Origin of the sequence: Bacillus cereus group sp. BfR-BA-01382 (assembly GCF_022663475.1) — a bacterium.
Lineage (GTDB): Bacteria > Bacillota > Bacilli > Bacillales > Bacillaceae_G > Bacillus_A > Bacillus_A thuringiensis_S.
On sequence record NZ_JAKUFQ010000043.1, the window covers coordinates 1 to 16,942 of the forward strand.

The following is a 16,942-nucleotide window of genomic DNA, read 5'->3' on the forward strand; positions in this document are numbered from 1 at the left end:
GTTATCTGCAAATACACAAGCGAAACTCCTTCGTGTATTGCAGGAAAAAGAAATTGTAAAAGTTGGTGGAACGAAAGCGATACCTATTAATGTTCGAGTAATTGCAGCGACACATGTGAATTTAGAAAAGGCTATTCTAGAAGGGAAGTTTAGGGAGGATTTATATTATCGATTAAATAAAATTCCAATTCAAATTCCATCTCTTCGTCAACGTAAAGGAGATATACCGAAAATTGCGGACAGGTTGATTCAAAAAATTAATCAAGATTATGGTCGTAATGTAGAAGGGCTCACTGATTCAGCTATTTTATATTTACAATCATACGAATGGCCAGGGAATGTGAGAGAACTTGAAAATATTTTAGGACGAGCGATTATTTTTATGAATTATAACGAGATATATATTGATGTACAACATTTACCACCATTACATAACGAAGAGCAGGTGGAGTCAAAGCAATCTCATTTATTACCTGAATTAGAAGAAAAGCCACTTGAACATTTAGTGACAGAGTTTGAAGGGAATATTATTCATGAATATTTGGAGAGATTTGATGGGAATAAAACACAAACTGCAAAAGCGTTAGGAATTTCCGTACGAAATTTATATTATAAGCTAGAAAAGTATGACCATGCAAAAAATAGCATGCAATAAATTGCGTACTGTGCAATTTATTGCATGGTATACAAAAAGCGACAAAATAAGACAGAATCTTTTGTTATTTTCCAAAGTATTGATTTTACTGCATTTTGAATGCGTTTTCATTATTGGTAAGACCACTTTTAAAAGTTGGCACGGTATTTGCTTTATAAATAGACGAGGGACGACGGAAAGGGTTGATTACAAAATATGAAGTTAGAATACTTAATTGATCAAGCAGCGGGACAGCCTAAAAAAACTGTAGCTGTAGCAGTAGCTGAAGATCATGAAGTAATTGAAGCTGTAGCGAAAGCAATTAAATTACAGCTAGCTCAATTTCGTCTATATGGAAATCAAGAAAAAATAATGGGGATGCTACAAGAACATGGTTTACAAACTTCAGAACATGTTGAAGTGATTGCAGCAATGTCTAATGCAGAGGCTGCAGAACTTTCTGTTAAAGCTGTGAGAAATGGTGAGGCAGACGTGCTTATGAAGGGGAACATCCCAACAGCGAATATTTTGAAGGCTGTGTTAAACAAAGAGTGGGGCCTACGTAAAGGTAGCGTACTTTCACATGTAGCAGCATTTGAAGTTCCAAATTATGATCGTCTTATTTTCGTTACAGATGCAGCGATGAACATCGCACCTGATGTAACACAAAAAGCTGCTATTATACAAAATACTGTAGAAGTTGCCCAGGCAATAGGAATCGACTTGCCAAAAGTGGCACCAATTGCAGCAGTAGAAGTTGTGAATCCAGCGATGCAGGCGACAATTGATGCAGCGATGTTAACACAAATGAATCGCCGCGGACAAATTAAAGATTGTATCGTTGATGGACCACTTGCTTTAGATAATGCAGTATCACAAATTGCAGCAGAGCATAAAGGCATAGTAAGTGATGTAGCAGGTAAGGCAGATATTTTACTCGTCCCAACGATTGAAGCTGGAAATGTGCTATATAAATCACTCGTATACTTTGCGGATGCAAAAGTAGGAGCAATGATTGCTGGCGCAAAAGCACCGATTGTTTTAACATCTCGTGCTGATTCAGCAGAAACAAAAGTATATTCATTAGCATTGGCAGTTGCGACTGCTTCAAAATAAACCAAAAAGGGTAAAACATTAGGGGGAAACGACAATGACATTAGAAATCTTCGAATACTTAGAAAAATATGATTATGAGCAAGTGGTATTTTGTCAAGATAAAGAATCTGGTTTAAAAGCAATTATTGCAATTCATGATACAACACTTGGACCGGCTCTTGGTGGAACAAGAATGTGGACATATGATTCTGAAGAAGCGGCGATTGAAGATGCATTGCGTCTTGCAAAAGGGATGACATACAAAAACGCAGCAGCTGGTTTAAACTTAGGTGGTGCGAAAACAGTAATTATCGGTGATCCTCGTAAAGATAAGAGTGAAGCAATGTTCCGTGCACTAGGACGTTATATCCAAGGACTAAACGGACGATACATTACAGCTGAAGATGTTGGTACAACAGTAGATGATATGGATATTATCCACGAAGAAACTGACTTTGTAACAGGTATCTCACCATCATTCGGTTCTTCTGGTAACCCATCTCCAGTAACTGCATACGGTGTTTATCGTGGTATGAAAGCAGCTGCAAAAGAAGCTTTCGGTACTGACAATTTAGAAGGAAAAGTAATTGCTGTTCAAGGCGTTGGTAACGTAGCATATCATCTATGCAAACATTTACACGCTGAAGGAGCAAAATTAATCGTTACAGATATTAATAAAGAAGCTGTACAACGTGCTGTAGAAGAATTCGGTGCATCAGCAGTTGAACCAAATGAAATTTACGGTGTTGAATGCGATATTTACGCACCATGTGCATTAGGCGCAACAGTTAATGATGAAACTATTCCACAACTTAAAGCAAAAGTAATCGCAGGTTCTGCAAATAACCAATTAAAAGAAGATCGTCACGGTGACATCATTCATGAAATGGGTATTGTATACGCACCAGATTATGTAATTAATGCAGGTGGCGTAATTAACGTAGCAGACGAATTATATGGATACAATAGAGAACGTGCACTAAAACGTGTTGAGTCTATTTATGACACGATTGCAAAAGTAATCGAAATTTCAAAACGCGATGGCATAGCAACTTATGTAGCGGCAGATCGTCTAGCTGAAGAGCGCATTGCAAGCTTGAAAAATTCTCGTAGCACTTACTTACGCAACGGTCACGATATTATTAGCCGTCGCTAATCATTCATATATAACTTTTACAAAAGGTGTGGTTACCTCTTATGAGGTTTCCGCTTCCTTTTGAATTTATTAGTGGAGGTAGCAACATTGTCTGTAAATCGAATTCTTGTTATTAACCCAGGTAGTACATCCACAAAAATTGGTGTTTTTGATAATGAAAGACCCGTTCTAGAAGAAACGATTCGTCATGACGTAGAACAGATTGGAAAATATAAGCGAATTATCGACCAATATGAGTTTCGAAAAGAAACGATTTTAGAAGTTCTACATTCTCATGGTATTAACATTTCAAAATTAAACGCTGTTTGTGGACGTGGTGGATTACTTCGTCCAATCGAAGGCGGTACTTATACAGTAAACGATGCGATGTTAGAAGATTTGAAAAATGGCTTTAGCGGTCATCACGCTTCAAACCTTGGAGGCATTTTGGCATATGAAATTGCTTCTGGATTAAATATCCCTGCATTCATTGTGGATCCTGTCGTTGTAGATGAGATGGAGCCGGTTGCTCGTATAAGTGGCATTGCTGGTATGGAACGCAAAAGTATCTTCCATGCATTAAATCAAAAAGCAGTTGCTCGTAAAGTAGCTGAACAGTTAAATCACAAATACGAGGATTTAAATTTATTAGTTACACATATGGGCGGTGGCATTACAGTTGGTGCTCATAAAAAAGGAAGAGTAGTCGATGTGAATAACGGTTTAAACGGAGAAGGACCATTTAGTCCAGAGCGCGCTGGTACAGTACCAGTAGGGCAACTAGTAGAAATGTGTTTCTCTGGTGAGTATTACCGTGATGAAATGATTAAAAAACTTGTCGGACAAGGTGGACTTGTAAGTTTAATCGGTACAAATGATGCGATTAAAGTAGAGAAAATGGTTGAAAAAGGTGATCCTGAAGCAACTCTTATTTATAAGGCAATGGCATATCAAGTTGCAAAAGAGATTGGCGGAGCTAGCGCTGTACTTCACGGGAAAATCGATGCAATCGTATTAACTGGTGGACTGGCATACAGTAAAATTCTTGTCGATGAAATAAAAGAGCGAGTGGACTGGATTGCAGATGTTATCGTACATCCAGGCGAAGATGAGTTAGAAGCGTTAGCAGAAGGAGCACTTCGTGTGTTACGTGAAGAAGAAGCTCCAAAAGAATACGTTGTACGTGAAAAAGAAACGGTAGCTAGGGGTTGAGATAATGGCAAAAGAATATGATTTAGTCATCGTTGGCGGCGGTACTGGTGGATATGTTGCTGCAATTCGTGCATCACAATTAGGATTAAAAACAGCACTAGTCGAAAAAGAAAATCTTGGTGGTACTTGTTTACACAAAGGATGTATTCCTAGTAAAGCTCTTTTACGTAGTGCGGAAGTATATGCAACTGCTAAAAAAAGCGAAGAGTTCGGAGTTATTGCAAGCAATGTAGAACTAAACTTTGCGAAAGTACAAGAGCGTAAAGAGAAGATTGTAACGCAGCTTCATAAAGGCGTTCAACATTTAATGAAACAAGGTAAAATTGATGTGTTTGAAGGTATTGGTCGTATTCTTGGCCCGTCTATTTTCTCTCCTATGCCAGGGACAATTTCAGTTGAACTTGCAAGTGGAGAAGAGAATGAAATGTTAATTCCAAAAAATGTACTTGTTGCAACAGGTTCTCGTCCAAATTCATTACCAGGTTTAGAATTAGATGGAGAATACGTAATGTCTTCGGATCATGCCCTAAAAATGGAAACGCTTCCTAGTTCGATTATTATCGTTGGTGGCGGTGTAATCGGTATTGAGTGGGCATCTATGCTTGCTGACTTCGGTGTAGAAGTTACAGTATTAGAGTATGCAAAAACGATATTACCACTAGAAGATCAAGACGTTTCAAAAGAAATGCAACGTCTATTCAAGAAAAAAGGTATTAAAGTGGTAACTGGTGCAAAAGTATTACCAGAAACATTGGTAAAAGATAATGGAGTAACAATCCAAGCTGAACATAACGGTGAGAATAAAGAATTTAAAGCTGAAAAAATGCTTGTATCTGTTGGAAGACAAGCGAATACGCAAAATATTGGCTTAGAGAACACAGATATCGTTGTGGAAAAAGGATACATTCAAACAAATGAGTTTTATCAAACGAAAGAATCGCATATTTACGCAATTGGAGATGTAATCGGTGGTTTGCAACTTGCTCACGTTGCTTCTCATGAAGGAATTGCTGCAGTAGAACATATTGCAGGGAAAGAAGTTACACCAATTGATTACTCTATGGTATCAAAATGCGTATATAGCAGTCCAGAAGTTGCTTCTGTTGGCTTAACAGAACAAGAAGCGAAAGAAAAAGGCTATAAGTTAAAAGTAGGTAAGTTCTCATTCCGCGCAATCGGAAAAGCACTTGTATACGGAGAATCAGATGGTTTCGTAAAACTTGTAGTTGATGAAGAGACAAATGACATTCTTGGTGTTCATATGATTGGACCACATGTAACAGATATGATTTCTGAAGCTGGTCTTGCAAGAGTACTTGATGCAACACCTTGGGAAGTAGCACATACAATTCATCCGCATCCATCATTATCTGAGGCGATTGGTGAAGCAGCACTTGCTGTAGATGGAAGAGCGTTACACGCATAAAAATGTGGATTTAGGAGGTTATGAAAAATGGCAGAAGTAAAAGAAAAGCGCCATGAAGAGCTTGGCTTAAGTGATGAGCAAGTATTAGAAATGTTCCGTACGATGTTACTTGCACGTAAAATCGACGAACGTATGTGGTTATTAAACCGCGCTGGTAAAATTCCATTCGTAATTTCTTGTCAAGGACAAGAGGCTGCACAAGTTGGAGCGGCGTTCGCTCTTGATAGAGAGAAAGATTATGCATTACCATACTATCGTGATATGGGTGTTGTACTAGCATTTGGTATGACAGCTAAAGAGCTTATGTTGTCTGCTTTCGCGAAAGCTGGAGATCCAAACTCTGGTGGTCGTCAAATGCCTGGTCACTTCGGTCAAAAGAAAAATCGTATTGTTACAGGTTCATCTCCAGTAACAACGCAAGTACCACATGCAGTTGGTATTGCACTAGCTGGAAAAATGGAGAAGAAAGATTTAGTAACGTTCGTTACATTTGGAGAAGGTTCTTCAAACCAAGGTGACTTCCATGAAGGGGCAAACTTTGCTGGTGTACACAGACTACCTGTTATTTTTATGTGTGAAAATAACAAATATGCAATCTCTATTCCGGTTGAAAAACAATTAGCATGTAAAAACGTATCAGATCGTGCAATTGGTTATGGTATGCCTGGATATACAATAGACGGAAACGATCCGCTTGCAGTATATAAAGCTGTAAAAGAAGCAGCAGATCGCGGTCGTCGTGGTGAAGGCCCAACTTTAATTGAAACAGTATCATATCGTTTAACAGCACATTCTAGTGACGATGATGATCGTGTTTATCGTGATAAAGAAGAAGTAGAAGAAGCAAAGAAAAAAGATTCAATTATAACATTCGCGGCTTATTTAAAAGAAGCTGGTGTGTTAACTGAGGAATCGGAAAAACAAATGTTAGACGAAATTATGCATATCGTAAATGAAGCAACAGAATATGCAGAAAATGCTCCGTATGCAGCACCTGAAGATGCATTGAAGCACGTATACGCAGAATAGGGGGGAACGTTTCATGGCTGTAATGTCTTATATTGATGCTATTACATTAGCAATGCGCGAAGAAATGGAACGCGATGAGAAAGTATTCGTTTTAGGAGAAGATGTTGGTAAAAAAGGTGGCGTGTTTAAAGCGACACACGGTTTGTATGATCAATTTGGTGAAGATCGTGCGCTTGATGCACCGCTTGCAGAATCTGCAATTGCTGGGGTAGCAATTGGTGCAGCAATGTATGGTATGCGTCCAATCGCTGAAATGCAGTTTGCTGATTTCATCATGCCAGCAGTAAACCAAATTGTTTCTGAGGCAGCAAAAATTCGTTATCGTTCTAATAATGATTGGACTTGTCCAGTTACAATCCGTGCACCATTTGGCGGGGGGGTTCACGGTGCATTGTATCATTCACAATCTGTAGAAGCGATGTTTGCAAACCAACCAGGTTTAAAAATCGTTATCCCTTCTACACCATATGATGCAAAAGGCTTATTAAAAGCAGCCATTCGTGATGAAGATCCAGTATTATTCTTCGAACATAAACGTGCATATCGTTTAATTAAAGGTGAAGTGCCGGAGGATGACTACGTATTACCAATCGGAAAAGCAGATGTAAAACGTGAAGGTGATGATATTACAGTTATCACGTACGGATTATGTGTTCATTTTGCTCTTCAAGCAGCTGAAAAGTTAGCACAAGATGGCATCTCTGCACACATTCTTGATTTACGTACTGTATATCCATTAGATAAAGAAGCAATCATTGAAGCAGCTTCTAAAACAGGTAAAGTTCTTCTTGTAACAGAAGACAATAAAGAAGGAAGCATTATGAGTGAAGTGGCAGCAATTATTGCTGAAAACTGTCTATTTGATTTAGATGCGCCAATCGCACGTCTTGCAGGTCCAGACGTTCCAGCAATGCCATATGCACCAACAATGGAAAAATTCTTTATGGTAAATCCAGATAAAGTTGAAAAAGCAATGCGTGAACTTGCGGAATTTTAATCGGGGGGACTATACATGGCTGTAGAAAATATTACAATGCCTCAGCTCGGGGAGAGCGTTACAGAGGGCACAATTAGTAAATGGCTCGTTAATGTTGGCGATCACGTAAACAAGTATGATCCGCTTGCAGAAGTAATGACTGATAAAGTAAATGCTGAAGTACCATCTTCTTTCACTGGTATTGTGAAAGAGTTAATCGCTGGTGAAGGTGATACGTTAGCTGTAGGTGAAGTAGTTTGTGTGATTCAAGTAGAAGGCGCAGACGAAGTAGCAGCAACAGCTGTTGAGGAAAAAACGAAAGAAGAACCAAAGGCAGCAGCAATTACGCCTGAAAAAGCACCGAAAGTAAAACAACCAACTGATGGAAAACCACGTTTTTCACCAGCTGTGTTAAAACTTGCGGGTGAGCATAACGTTGATTTAGATTTAGTAGAGGGTACGGGAGCAAACGGCCGTATCACTCGTAAAGATATTTTAAAGCTAGTGGAATCTGGAAATATTCCACTAGCAGGTGCGAAGAAAGAGGAAGCTGTAGCGGTAGTAGTAGAAGCTCGCCCAGAAGCACCAAAAGCAGCACCAGTAGCGCAAAAAGTAGAAGCTGCGAAACCAGTTTCTGTACCTACAATGCCTGGAGATATCGAAATTCCAGTAACAGGTGTGCGTAAAGCAATCGCAGCAAACATGTTACGCAGTAAACACGAAGCACCACACGCTTGGATGATGATTGAAGTAGATGTGACAAACCTTGTGTCATACCGTAACTCAATTAAAGGTGACTTTAAGAAGCGTGAAGGCTTTAACTTAACGTTCTTTGCTTTCTTCGTAAAAGCAGTGGCACAAGCGTTAAAAGAGTATCCTCAAATTAATTCAATGTGGGCTGGCGATAAAATTGTTCAGAAGAAAGATATTAACCTTTCTATCGCTGTTGCAACAGAGGAAGAATTATTTGTACCAGTAATTAAGCAAGCGGACGAGAAAACAATTAAAGGTATCGCTCGTGAAATTACAGAACTTGCAGGAAAAGTACGCACGAAATCGCTAAAAGCAGACGAAATGCAAGGTGGAACATTTACAATTAATAACACAGGATCATTCGGTTCTGTTCAATCTATGGGTATTATTAATTACCCACAAGCGGCTATTTTACAAGTTGAATCAATTGTAAAACGCCCAGTAATTATGGATAATGGTATGTTCGGTGCTCGTGACATGGTTAACTTATGTTTATCACTTGATCACCGCGTACTTGATGGTTTAATCTGTGGTAAGTTCTTAGGACGTGTTAAAGAAATTTTAGAAAACATGTCAGAAAACAATACATCTGTATATTAATAAAAAGCTCGCTTATGCGAGCTTTTTATCGTCTTATTTCTTCATCTACATCCTACTATATGTATAAATACCTTTCCCAGTAATCTTACAATAAACGATTATGTATTAGGAATTTACGAAAATACATTGCTGATATATGGTATATGGATATAAAATAAGAAAAGAATAATTTTTTTGGCAAATCTTACTGATGAAACTGTAGTATAATATATTGTATTGTATGAAAAAGAGAGTTATTCTATATAAGTGTTTTATAGATAATGTGTAATCAGTCGTCAAAACATGAAGAATGTTGACTCCTGGTTTTTTATTTTGCTGTAACAATGTTTCAGGAGGATGTCATGAAAAGAAGTACCGAGTTTCTAAAAAGTTTAGATGTAAAATTAATTTTAATTTTGTGTGCACTATGTGTGACGAGTATAGCTGCTATATATAGCAGTCAGCAAACGGGACAGTATGGAGCTGCAAACTTTGCTATGAAGCAGGGGATTAACTACATAATTGGGGTTGTATTGTTACTTCTTATTGCTAGCATTGACTTAGATCAGTTGCAAAAATTGTCTTGGCCGCTTTATATTGCTGGGTTTGCTTCACTTATTCTTTTGAAAGTATTACCACCATCAGGTTTTACACCTGAAAAATTAGGTGCAAAAAGATGGTTTGTTTTCCCAGTATTTGGACAAATTCAGCCGTCTGAGTTTTTCAAAATTGCATTGCTTCTTGTAGTAGCGAGTATAGCAGTGAAACATAATGCACAGTATATGGCAAGGACATTCCAAACAGATTTAAAGCTAGTAGGTAAAATTATGCTAGTGTCACTTCCGCCTATGGCGGTTGTATATAGTCAACCGGATACAGGTATGGTGTTCTTATATGCTGCTGCAATTGCATGTATTTTATTTATGTCAGGTATACAAAAGAAATTGATAGCATTATGTACAGTTATTCCGTTGACCATATTATCTGCTTTAATATTTATTTTCTTTAAGTATCAAGATTTTTTCTATAATAATTTAGTTACTTTACTAAAACCTCACCAACAGTCGCGTATTGTAGGTTGGTTAAATCCATTTGAAAATGCAGATCAAGGTTACCAAACGCAACAATCGATTTTAGCTGTAGGTAGTGGAGGAATGGAAGGTAAAGGGTTTGGGGGAGGAAGCGTCTATATCCCAGAGAAGCATACTGACTTTATTTTCGCTACAATTGCCGAAGAAGGTGGGTTTATCGTAGCAGCGTTAGTTGTCTTCTTGTTCCTATTACTACTATATCGAACAATTATTATTGGTTATTCCGCTGATAATTTATTTGGTACATTATTATGCGCTGGATCGATTGGTATATTAACAGTTCAAATATTCCAAAACATCGGTATGATCGTTGGATTAATGCCTGTAAAAGGTATTGCATTACCTTTCTTATCGTATGGGGGAAGTTCCTTATTCTCGAATATGATTATGATGGGGCTCATACTATCGGTACGGAAAACTTATAAAAAATATATGTTTTCAGTTAAGTAAAAAAAGCTGGTTCGTTTTTAAACGAATCAGCTTTTTTACATATATGCTCATAAACGTTGCAAACTAAAACAGGATAGCAGTTTGAGACGGGTAAGGAGTGCAAATTGATGCATATGCATATTTTTGAAGGAGCACGGCATCTTTCTAATAGTGAATGGGTTATTCGGGCTATTATAGCATACATATTTTTAATATTAGTTGCGAAAGCGATGGGGCAAAGGTCTATCGCACAACTTCGTTTTTTAGATGTTGTATTAGTGTTATTGCTTGGTGGGAATATTTCTAACGCATTGTCTGATGAAAAAGTAGGGTTACTGGGCTCGATGATTACAACGTTCATACTTGTTGTACTTCATATTATAAGCTCAGTTTTAATGCTGAAATGGGATAGATGGAGACGCTTTTTAGAGCCAGCACCTATCATTCTTATACACAATGGTTCCATTGATTTTAGCAATTTGAAAAAGGCGAGAATTACGGCGGAATATTTATTTTCGGAACTTCGCATGCGAAATGTGAGCGATATTCAAACGGTTAAATTAGCATTATGGGAAGCGAGTGGCGTTGTTTCTATATTTCAGTATCCAGAATATGAAGCAGCTTCACGGCGGGATCTAAAAGTGGCGGGGAGAAGGTCTCCAGTTTCTTTCATTTTAGTGAAAAATGGAAGGATTCAACAGGACGTTCTCGCTTTAATAGGAAAAACAGAAGAGTGGGCAAAAGAGTTTTTAGAGAAGAGTGCGGAAATTGAATCCATTATGTTAGCTACAGTAGATGAATCACATAAAATAAATATTTTGTTAAAAAAATGAAAAATATACGCATTTTGTCGTTTTGTACATATGATACAATAGTGTGGACAACGAAAAAGGAGGCGATACGGTGGGATATGTAGAAGAATTACGAAAAATAGTTGGTCATCGCCCTTTAATTTTAGTTGGTGCTGTTGTACTCGTTATAAATGAAAATGGTTATGTTTTATTGCAGCAGCGGACAGAGCCGTACGGAAAATGGGGGCTACCTGGCGGACTAATGGAGCTTAGTGAATCACCAGAAGAAACAGCTTATCGTGAAGTATATGAAGAGACAGGAATAAAAGTGAAGAACTTGCGACTAATCAATGTATTTTCTGGAGCGAACTACTTTACAAAATTAGCAAACGGTGATGAATTTCAATCTGTAACAACCGCCTATTATACGGATGAATACGAAGGGGATTTTGTTATGAATAAAGAAGAAGCAGTTCAGCTTAAATTCTTTTCAGTAACAGAACTACCTGACTATATTGTGGGATCGCATAAAAAAATGATTGCTGAATATATGAATATTATGGAAAAAAAGATATAATAAAAGTGAAAGAAATACAAAAACACAGCTCTGGTTGGTAGTCCAGACGCATGATTTCATGTCAGTAACCTTCCCCTCCGGGATGTCCCGTATTTCTAATTTTTTAAAGGAGGGGCTGTCAATGGAGTTGACAGTATATCATGATGGCCAATTTTTTGTTGGAATTATTACATGCAAAGAACAAGGGAAATTGTATGGAGCGAGGTATATTTTTGGAGCGGAACCGTCAGATGAAGAAGTGCTTATGTTTGTGAATGGTTCACTTTTAGAGCATTTTCAGCATTTTGCAAAATGTGGTGTAGAAGTTAAAGAAAAACAGCGTCCTAAAAATATAAAGCGTATCATACGACAAACAGCAAAAGAAACAAATGTTAAACGTTTTACTAAGGCGCAAGAGGCGATTAGTTTATCTTATGAATTGCATAAACAAGAAAAGAAAGTGCAGTCTAAGGAGAAGCGAGAAGCTGAAAAAGAAAGAAGACGTTTAATTAAAGTACAAAAAGCAAAGCAAAAACATCGTGGTCATTAAAGAAAAGGTGTTAGAGCAAGTGCTCTAACACCTTTTCTATACTTAAATACAAGTAAACTTACTTGTATTTCATAAACATTAACTGGTAAGATACAAATAGGTAGTTTTAGAGGAGGGAAAAGAGTGATTAATTTTAACTTTTTTATGAATGATGTTGTCCGCCAAGCGCGTGAAGAGATTGTCTCTGCTGGATATACAGAATTGACGACGCCGGAAGCGGTAGAAGAAGCATTTAAAAGAAATGGAACAACACTTGTAATGGTAAACTCTGTATGTGGTTGTGCAGGTGGTATCGCTCGTCCTGCTGCTGCGCATTCCGTACATTATGATAAACGTCCTAACCACCTTGTAACGGTGTTTGCAGGTCAAGATAAAGAAGCGACAGCAAGAGCGCGTGAATATTTCGAAGGGTACCCACCTTCTTCTCCATCATTTGCTTTATTAAAAGATGGAAAAATTGTAACGATGGTAGAGCGTCATGAAATTGAAGGTCATGAACCGATGCAAGTTATTGCAAAACTACAATCGTATTTCGAAGAGAATTGTGAAGAACTATAAAAAATAATAAAAAAGGCGGCACGTCCACAATCAAGTGGATGTGCCGCCTTTTTTATTTATTATTTTAATTTCTGAGATATGCATAGTTATGTTATTTTATGCATTATTTTATACACGACAAAAAGCGTTTATATTGTTATTTTATTTATTTTTTATTTTATATATTGCATAAAAATAAAAGTGCTGATACAATACAAATATCGAATAAATATTCTATTAAACTTTTAAATATACATTATTAGGGGGAAGAAAGATGAAGAAGTTATTATCAATATCGTTTGCACTTATTTTAATTGTAAGTATATTCAGCGCTTGTAGTAATGGGGAATCGAAAGAAACAAAAGGAAATAAGAAAGTACTCGTAATGGGGACTTCAGCAGATTATAAACCATATGAATACGTGGAAGCTTCAAAAAGTGATGAAATTATTGGTTTTGATGTTGATGTTGCTAAATATATCGGAAAAGAACTTGGGTATGAAGTGAAAGTGAAAGATATGGACTTTGGTGGTTTATTAGCATCTCTTAGTTCAGGAAAAGTTGATTTCGTAATGGCAGGTATGACGCCAACTGCAGAGCGTAAAAATAATGTTGATTTTACAGATATTTATTTTGTTGCGAAAAATATGGTCGTTTCTAAAAAGGATTCTAATATTAAATCTGTAGAGGATTTAAAAGGGAAAAAAGTAGGAGTACAAACAGGATCTATTCAAGAAGAGAAAGCAGCAGAATTTAAAAAACAAGTAGATTTCCAAGTTGAGGGACGTGACCGTATACCAGAAATCGTACAAGAAATTAAAGCTGGTCGTTTTGACGCTGCAATTATAGAAGACACAGTTGCTAAAAATTATTTAGAGAAAATGAAAGATTTAAAAGGAATTGAAATTAAAGAAGCGCCAGAAGAAGTTGGCGCAGCAATTGCCCTTCCGAAAAATAGTGATAAAACAGCTGAATTTAATAAAGTAATTAAAAAAATGCAAGAAAATGGAGAAATGGATAAATTAGTGAAGAAATGGTTTGGCAGCGAAAAATAAGCTGCCTTTCACTTTTCTTTGAGGGGAATGAAAAGGATGAACTTAGATTTTTCGGCGATTACGCCTTCGATACCATATATACTAAAAGGTTTAGAAGTTACTTTGAAAATTGTAGCAGTATCAGCTTTAGCAGGATTTATTTTAGGAACATTATTAGCACTTTGTAAAATTGCTAGAATACGAGCGTTAAATATAGCAGCAGATTTTTATACATCAATTTTTCGTGGTACACCACTTGTATTGCAATTAATGATTATTTATTTCGGCGTCCCGCAAATAATTGGTTATGAAATACCAGCATTCTTAGCAGCTGTACTTGCATTTAGCTTGAATTCAGGTGCATACATGTCAGAAGTGATTCGTGCTGGTATTCAAGCAGTTGATAAAGGACAAACAGAAGCAGCGATGGCTTTAGGGATACCGTACGGAAAAATGATGAGAAATATTATTTTCCCTCAAGCATTAAAAAATATATTACCAGCTCTTGTGAACGAATTTGCGACACTTACGAAAGAATCGGCTGTAGTAACAGTAATAGGCGCGACTGATTTAATGCGTCGTGCTTACATCGTAGGCGGTGAGACATTTAAATATCTTGAACCATTACTTTTTGTTGGACTCATTTATTATATGTTAGTCATTATTCTTACATTAGTCGGGAAGGCAATTGAAGGGAGAATGAAGAAAAGTGATTAAAATTGAAAACCTTCATAAATCATTTGGTAAAAACGAAGTATTAAAAGGAATTACAACAACGATTGAAAAAGGGGAAGTAGTTGCAATTATAGGACCTTCTGGATCAGGAAAATCAACATTTTTACGTTGTATGAATATGTTAGAAGCACCAACGGATGGTCACATTTGGATTGGAACGGAAGAAGTAACGAATTCGAAAACGAATGTTATGCATGTTCGTGAAAATGTCGGTATGGTATTTCAGCATTTTCACTTATTTCCTCATATGACTGTATTAGAAAATATTACGTATGCTCCTATCAATGTAAAAGGGGTAACGAAGCAAGAAGCTGAAAAGAAAGCGGAGAAACTTTTAGAAAAGGTTGGATTAGTAGATAAAAAAGATACGTATCCGAATCGTCTTTCGGGAGGACAAAAGCAACGTGTAGCAATTGCAAGAGCGTTAGCGATGGAACCGGAAGTTATGTTATTTGATGAACCGACATCGGCGCTAGATCCAGAGATGGTGAAAGAAGTGTTAGAAGTTATGAAATCGTTAGTTACGACAGGAATGACGATGGCTATCGTTACACATGAAATGGGCTTTGCAAAAGAAGTGGCAGATCGTGTTCTTTTCTTGGACGGAGGAAAGCTTGTAGAAGATAGTGTGCCAGAAGAATTTTTTGCAGCGCCGAAAAGTGAACGTGCGCAACAATTTTTACAAAAAATATTGTAATATGAAAAGGTTATGTGAATAATAAGTAGAAAAGGATGACATTGTGTCATCCTTTTTTTATACTAACTGTAAATACGTTTATACATATAGGAGTAATGATATGTTTAAAATTGGATATCGTACAGTAAAAACAGCAATTGGGACAGGCGCGGCAGTTTTTATTGCTCAGTTATTAGGATTAGAATTTTATAGTTCAGCGGGTATTTTAGTTATTTTATGTGTACAAAATACGAAGCGCAAATCGCTTCAAGTGTCGTTACATCGTTTTCTAGCGTGTGTATTATCAATGGTATTCGCGTTTTGTATTTTTGAAACGATTGGCTATACACCACTTGCAATTAGCATATTGTTACTTACATTTATTCCGACTGCAGTTATGCTCAAAATTCAAGAGGGTATTGTCACGAGCTCAGTTATTGTTATGCACCTGTATTCATTGAAGCAAATTACATGGCTTATAGTTGGAAATGAAATTGCTATATTAACGATAGGGATTAGCGTGGCTCTATTAGTGAATATGTATATGCCGAGTAGTGAAAATAAGCTAAAAGAGTATCAAGATAAAATAGAGAGTAATTTTAAAACGATTTTGTTTGAAATGGTTGTGTATTTACGAAATCGAGAAAGTAGTTGGAGTGGAGCAGAACTCATTGAAACCGAGAATATGTTAAATGAGGCAAGAGATTTATCGTTTAAAAAACTTGAGAATGCATTTATGCGAGAAGATGATTATTACTATCGTTATTTTAATATGCGTATGCAACAATTCGAAATTTTAGAGCGAATGATACCACTAGCAGCTTCTTTATCGTGGACATATGAACAAGCTGACATGATTGCAGATGTTGTTGAAAACATTGGTAATGCTATTAGCCCTGAGAGTACTGGCGTTATTTCCTTAAGGCAGCTTCAAGAAATGAGGGAATTATTTAGAGACATGCCATTGCCAGCTACACGCGAAGAATTTGAGATACGTGCGAAACTTGTTCAACTTGTGTATGAAATGGAACAATATTTACTCATTAAAAGTCGCTTTAAGGGAAAGGATAATATAAAAGAACTTATATAGAAGGTAGGAATTATCTATGCCGTATCTTCTCTCTATCATATTATGTCTTTCTTTATCGCCGCTTTGGCCTCTTGGGGATAATCCGCGTGCCGGAGATCCTTTTATTATTGTAAATAAAGCAACGAATAAATTAGCTTACATTGACGATGGAAAGATTCAAAAAGTTTTTCCAGTAGCGACAGGGAAAACGAATGAATTAACTCCAGAAGGAACTTTTGATGTTGTAATGAAAGCGAAGGACCCGTATTACATTGCGAAGAATATTCCGGGTGGATCGCCAAAAAATCCACTTGGGTCAAGGTGGATTGGGTTTAATGCAAGAGGAACTGATGGAAGTAAATATGGAATACATGGAACAAACCAACCGAGTTCAATTGGAAAGTATATTTCACAAGGATGTATAAGAATGAAGAAAAACGATGTGGAATATTTGTTTGATCGTATTCCAATTGGAACGAAAGTATGGATTGTGAAATCGAAAAAATCATTTCAGCAATTGGCAAAAGAAAAAGGAGCCGTTGCATATGAAAAAGCCAACGAAAAGGTTGGCTTTTTCTATTGTAATAAGTTGTCTTGACATGTGTACATAACCATGCGTTAATGAAAGTATAGAAA

The 16,942-nt window shown here is 36.9% G+C and carries 18 protein-coding genes; all 18 read left to right on the forward strand.

The features are described 5' to 3' along the window. On the forward strand, positions 1-655 hold a 655-nt coding region (locus MR160_RS17635; RefSeq protein WP_242297811.1), incomplete at its 5' end, for an AAA-type ATPase lid domain-containing protein. A 195-nt stretch (positions 656-850) separates the two neighbouring features. Continuing rightward, a complete protein-coding gene (gene yqiS, locus MR160_RS17640; RefSeq protein ID WP_000764673.1) occupies positions 851-1,750 on the forward strand; it encodes a phosphate butyryltransferase in 900 nt (299 codons plus the stop codon). Positions 1,751-1,784: 34 nt separating this feature from the next. Beyond that, positions 1,785-2,885: a leucine dehydrogenase gene (locus MR160_RS17645; RefSeq protein ID WP_000171355.1), complete on the forward strand. Its 1,101-nt coding sequence runs from the start codon at positions 1,785-1,787 to the stop codon at positions 2,883-2,885. Between the two features lie 87 nt (positions 2,886-2,972). Then, entirely contained in the window at positions 2,973-4,076 is a 1,104-nt protein-coding gene (gene buk / locus MR160_RS17650) for a butyrate kinase (protein ID WP_000115782.1), read from the forward strand. Positions 4,077-4,080: 4 nt separating this feature from the next. Next, a complete protein-coding gene (lpdA, locus tag MR160_RS17655; RefSeq protein ID WP_001051295.1) occupies positions 4,081-5,502 on the forward strand; it encodes a dihydrolipoyl dehydrogenase in 1,422 nt (473 codons plus the stop codon). A gap of 27 nt (positions 5,503-5,529) precedes the next feature. Beyond that, positions 5,530-6,531 carry a 3-methyl-2-oxobutanoate dehydrogenase subunit alpha gene (bfmBAA, locus tag MR160_RS17660; protein ID WP_242297812.1) on the forward strand — a complete coding sequence of 334 codons (1,002 nt, stop codon included), beginning with the start codon at positions 5,530-5,532 and terminating at the stop codon, positions 6,529-6,531. A gap of 13 nt (positions 6,532-6,544) precedes the next feature. Beyond that, complete coding sequence (gene bfmBAB / locus MR160_RS17665; protein WP_000290071.1) at positions 6,545-7,528, forward strand: 3-methyl-2-oxobutanoate dehydrogenase subunit beta; 984 nt, start codon at positions 6,545-6,547, stop codon at positions 7,526-7,528. A 15-nt stretch (positions 7,529-7,543) separates the two neighbouring features. Beyond that, positions 7,544-8,860: a dihydrolipoamide acetyltransferase family protein gene (locus tag MR160_RS17670; RefSeq protein ID WP_086402847.1), complete on the forward strand. Its 1,317-nt coding sequence runs from the start codon at positions 7,544-7,546 to the stop codon at positions 8,858-8,860. 341 nt (positions 8,861-9,201) lie between these two features. After that, entirely contained in the window at positions 9,202-10,380 is a 1,179-nt protein-coding gene (locus MR160_RS17675; RefSeq protein WP_000831177.1) for an FtsW/RodA/SpoVE family cell cycle protein, read from the forward strand. Between the two features lie 107 nt (positions 10,381-10,487). Continuing rightward, positions 10,488-11,192, forward strand: a complete 705-nt coding sequence (locus MR160_RS17680) for a DUF421 domain-containing protein (RefSeq protein WP_000550956.1) — start codon at positions 10,488-10,490, stop codon at positions 11,190-11,192. Positions 11,193-11,262: 70 nt separating this feature from the next. Continuing rightward, complete coding sequence (locus tag MR160_RS17685; RefSeq protein WP_000542552.1) at positions 11,263-11,727, forward strand: NUDIX hydrolase; 465 nt, start codon at positions 11,263-11,265, stop codon at positions 11,725-11,727. A gap of 121 nt (positions 11,728-11,848) precedes the next feature. Then, entirely contained in the window at positions 11,849-12,256 is a 408-nt protein-coding gene (locus MR160_RS17690; RefSeq protein WP_000424202.1) for a YjdF family protein, read from the forward strand. A gap of 144 nt (positions 12,257-12,400) precedes the next feature. Continuing rightward, positions 12,401-12,814 carry a BrxA/BrxB family bacilliredoxin gene (locus MR160_RS17695; RefSeq protein ID WP_001979317.1) on the forward strand — a complete coding sequence of 138 codons (414 nt, stop codon included), beginning with the start codon at positions 12,401-12,403 and terminating at the stop codon, positions 12,812-12,814. Positions 12,815-13,067: 253 nt separating this feature from the next. Beyond that, the gene (locus MR160_RS17700) at positions 13,068-13,847 is read left to right on the forward strand and encodes a transporter substrate-binding domain-containing protein (protein ID WP_000735462.1); all 780 of its coding nucleotides are present in this window, start codon (positions 13,068-13,070) and stop codon (positions 13,845-13,847) included. A 36-nt stretch (positions 13,848-13,883) separates the two neighbouring features. Beyond that, entirely contained in the window at positions 13,884-14,543 is a 660-nt protein-coding gene (locus MR160_RS17705; protein WP_001046915.1) for an amino acid ABC transporter permease, read from the forward strand. Continuing rightward, complete coding sequence (locus MR160_RS17710) at positions 14,536-15,258, forward strand: amino acid ABC transporter ATP-binding protein (protein ID WP_000590207.1); 723 nt, start codon at positions 14,536-14,538, stop codon at positions 15,256-15,258. Before MR160_RS17705 ends, MR160_RS17710 begins: the two co-directional genes overlap by 8 nt. A 100-nt stretch (positions 15,259-15,358) precedes the next feature. Beyond that, a complete protein-coding gene (locus tag MR160_RS17715; RefSeq protein WP_000472671.1) occupies positions 15,359-16,327 on the forward strand; it encodes an aromatic acid exporter family protein in 969 nt (322 codons plus the stop codon). Positions 16,328-16,343: 16 nt separating this feature from the next. Continuing rightward, positions 16,344-16,904 (forward strand): L,D-transpeptidase, encoded by a 561-nt coding sequence (locus MR160_RS17720; RefSeq protein WP_001146571.1) that lies wholly within the window; start codon positions 16,344-16,346, stop codon positions 16,902-16,904. Positions 16,905-16,942: the final 38 nt, after the last annotated feature.

Bases quoted from the DNA above. Each gene is read 5' to 3' on its own strand.
- lpdA (WP_001051295.1), top strand. From the start codon at position 4,081: ATGGCAAAAGAATATGATTTAGTCATCGTTGGCGGCGGTACTGGTGGA.
- MR160_RS17705 (WP_001046915.1), top strand. From the start codon at position 13,884: ATGAACTTAGATTTTTCGGCGATTACGCCTTCGATACCATATATACTA.
- yqiS (WP_000764673.1), top strand. From the start codon at position 851: ATGAAGTTAGAATACTTAATTGATCAAGCAGCGGGACAGCCTAAAAAA.
- MR160_RS17680 (WP_000550956.1), top strand. From the start codon at position 10,488: ATGCATATGCATATTTTTGAAGGAGCACGGCATCTTTCTAATAGTGAA.
- MR160_RS17720 (WP_001146571.1), top strand. From the start codon at position 16,344: ATGCCGTATCTTCTCTCTATCATATTATGTCTTTCTTTATCGCCGCTT.
- MR160_RS17700 (WP_000735462.1), top strand. From the start codon at position 13,068: ATGAAGAAGTTATTATCAATATCGTTTGCACTTATTTTAATTGTAAGT.
- MR160_RS17715 (WP_000472671.1), top strand. From the start codon at position 15,359: ATGTTTAAAATTGGATATCGTACAGTAAAAACAGCAATTGGGACAGGC.
- bfmBAB (WP_000290071.1), top strand. From the start codon at position 6,545: ATGGCTGTAATGTCTTATATTGATGCTATTACATTAGCAATGCGCGAA.
- MR160_RS17690 (WP_000424202.1), top strand. From the start codon at position 11,849: ATGGAGTTGACAGTATATCATGATGGCCAATTTTTTGTTGGAATTATT.
- MR160_RS17645 (WP_000171355.1), top strand. From the start codon at position 1,785: ATGACATTAGAAATCTTCGAATACTTAGAAAAATATGATTATGAGCAA.
- MR160_RS17670 (WP_086402847.1), top strand. From the start codon at position 7,544: ATGGCTGTAGAAAATATTACAATGCCTCAGCTCGGGGAGAGCGTTACA.
- MR160_RS17695 (WP_001979317.1), top strand. From the start codon at position 12,401: ATGAATGATGTTGTCCGCCAAGCGCGTGAAGAGATTGTCTCTGCTGGA.
- bfmBAA (WP_242297812.1), top strand. From the start codon at position 5,530: ATGGCAGAAGTAAAAGAAAAGCGCCATGAAGAGCTTGGCTTAAGTGAT.
- MR160_RS17675 (WP_000831177.1), top strand. From the start codon at position 9,202: ATGAAAAGAAGTACCGAGTTTCTAAAAAGTTTAGATGTAAAATTAATT.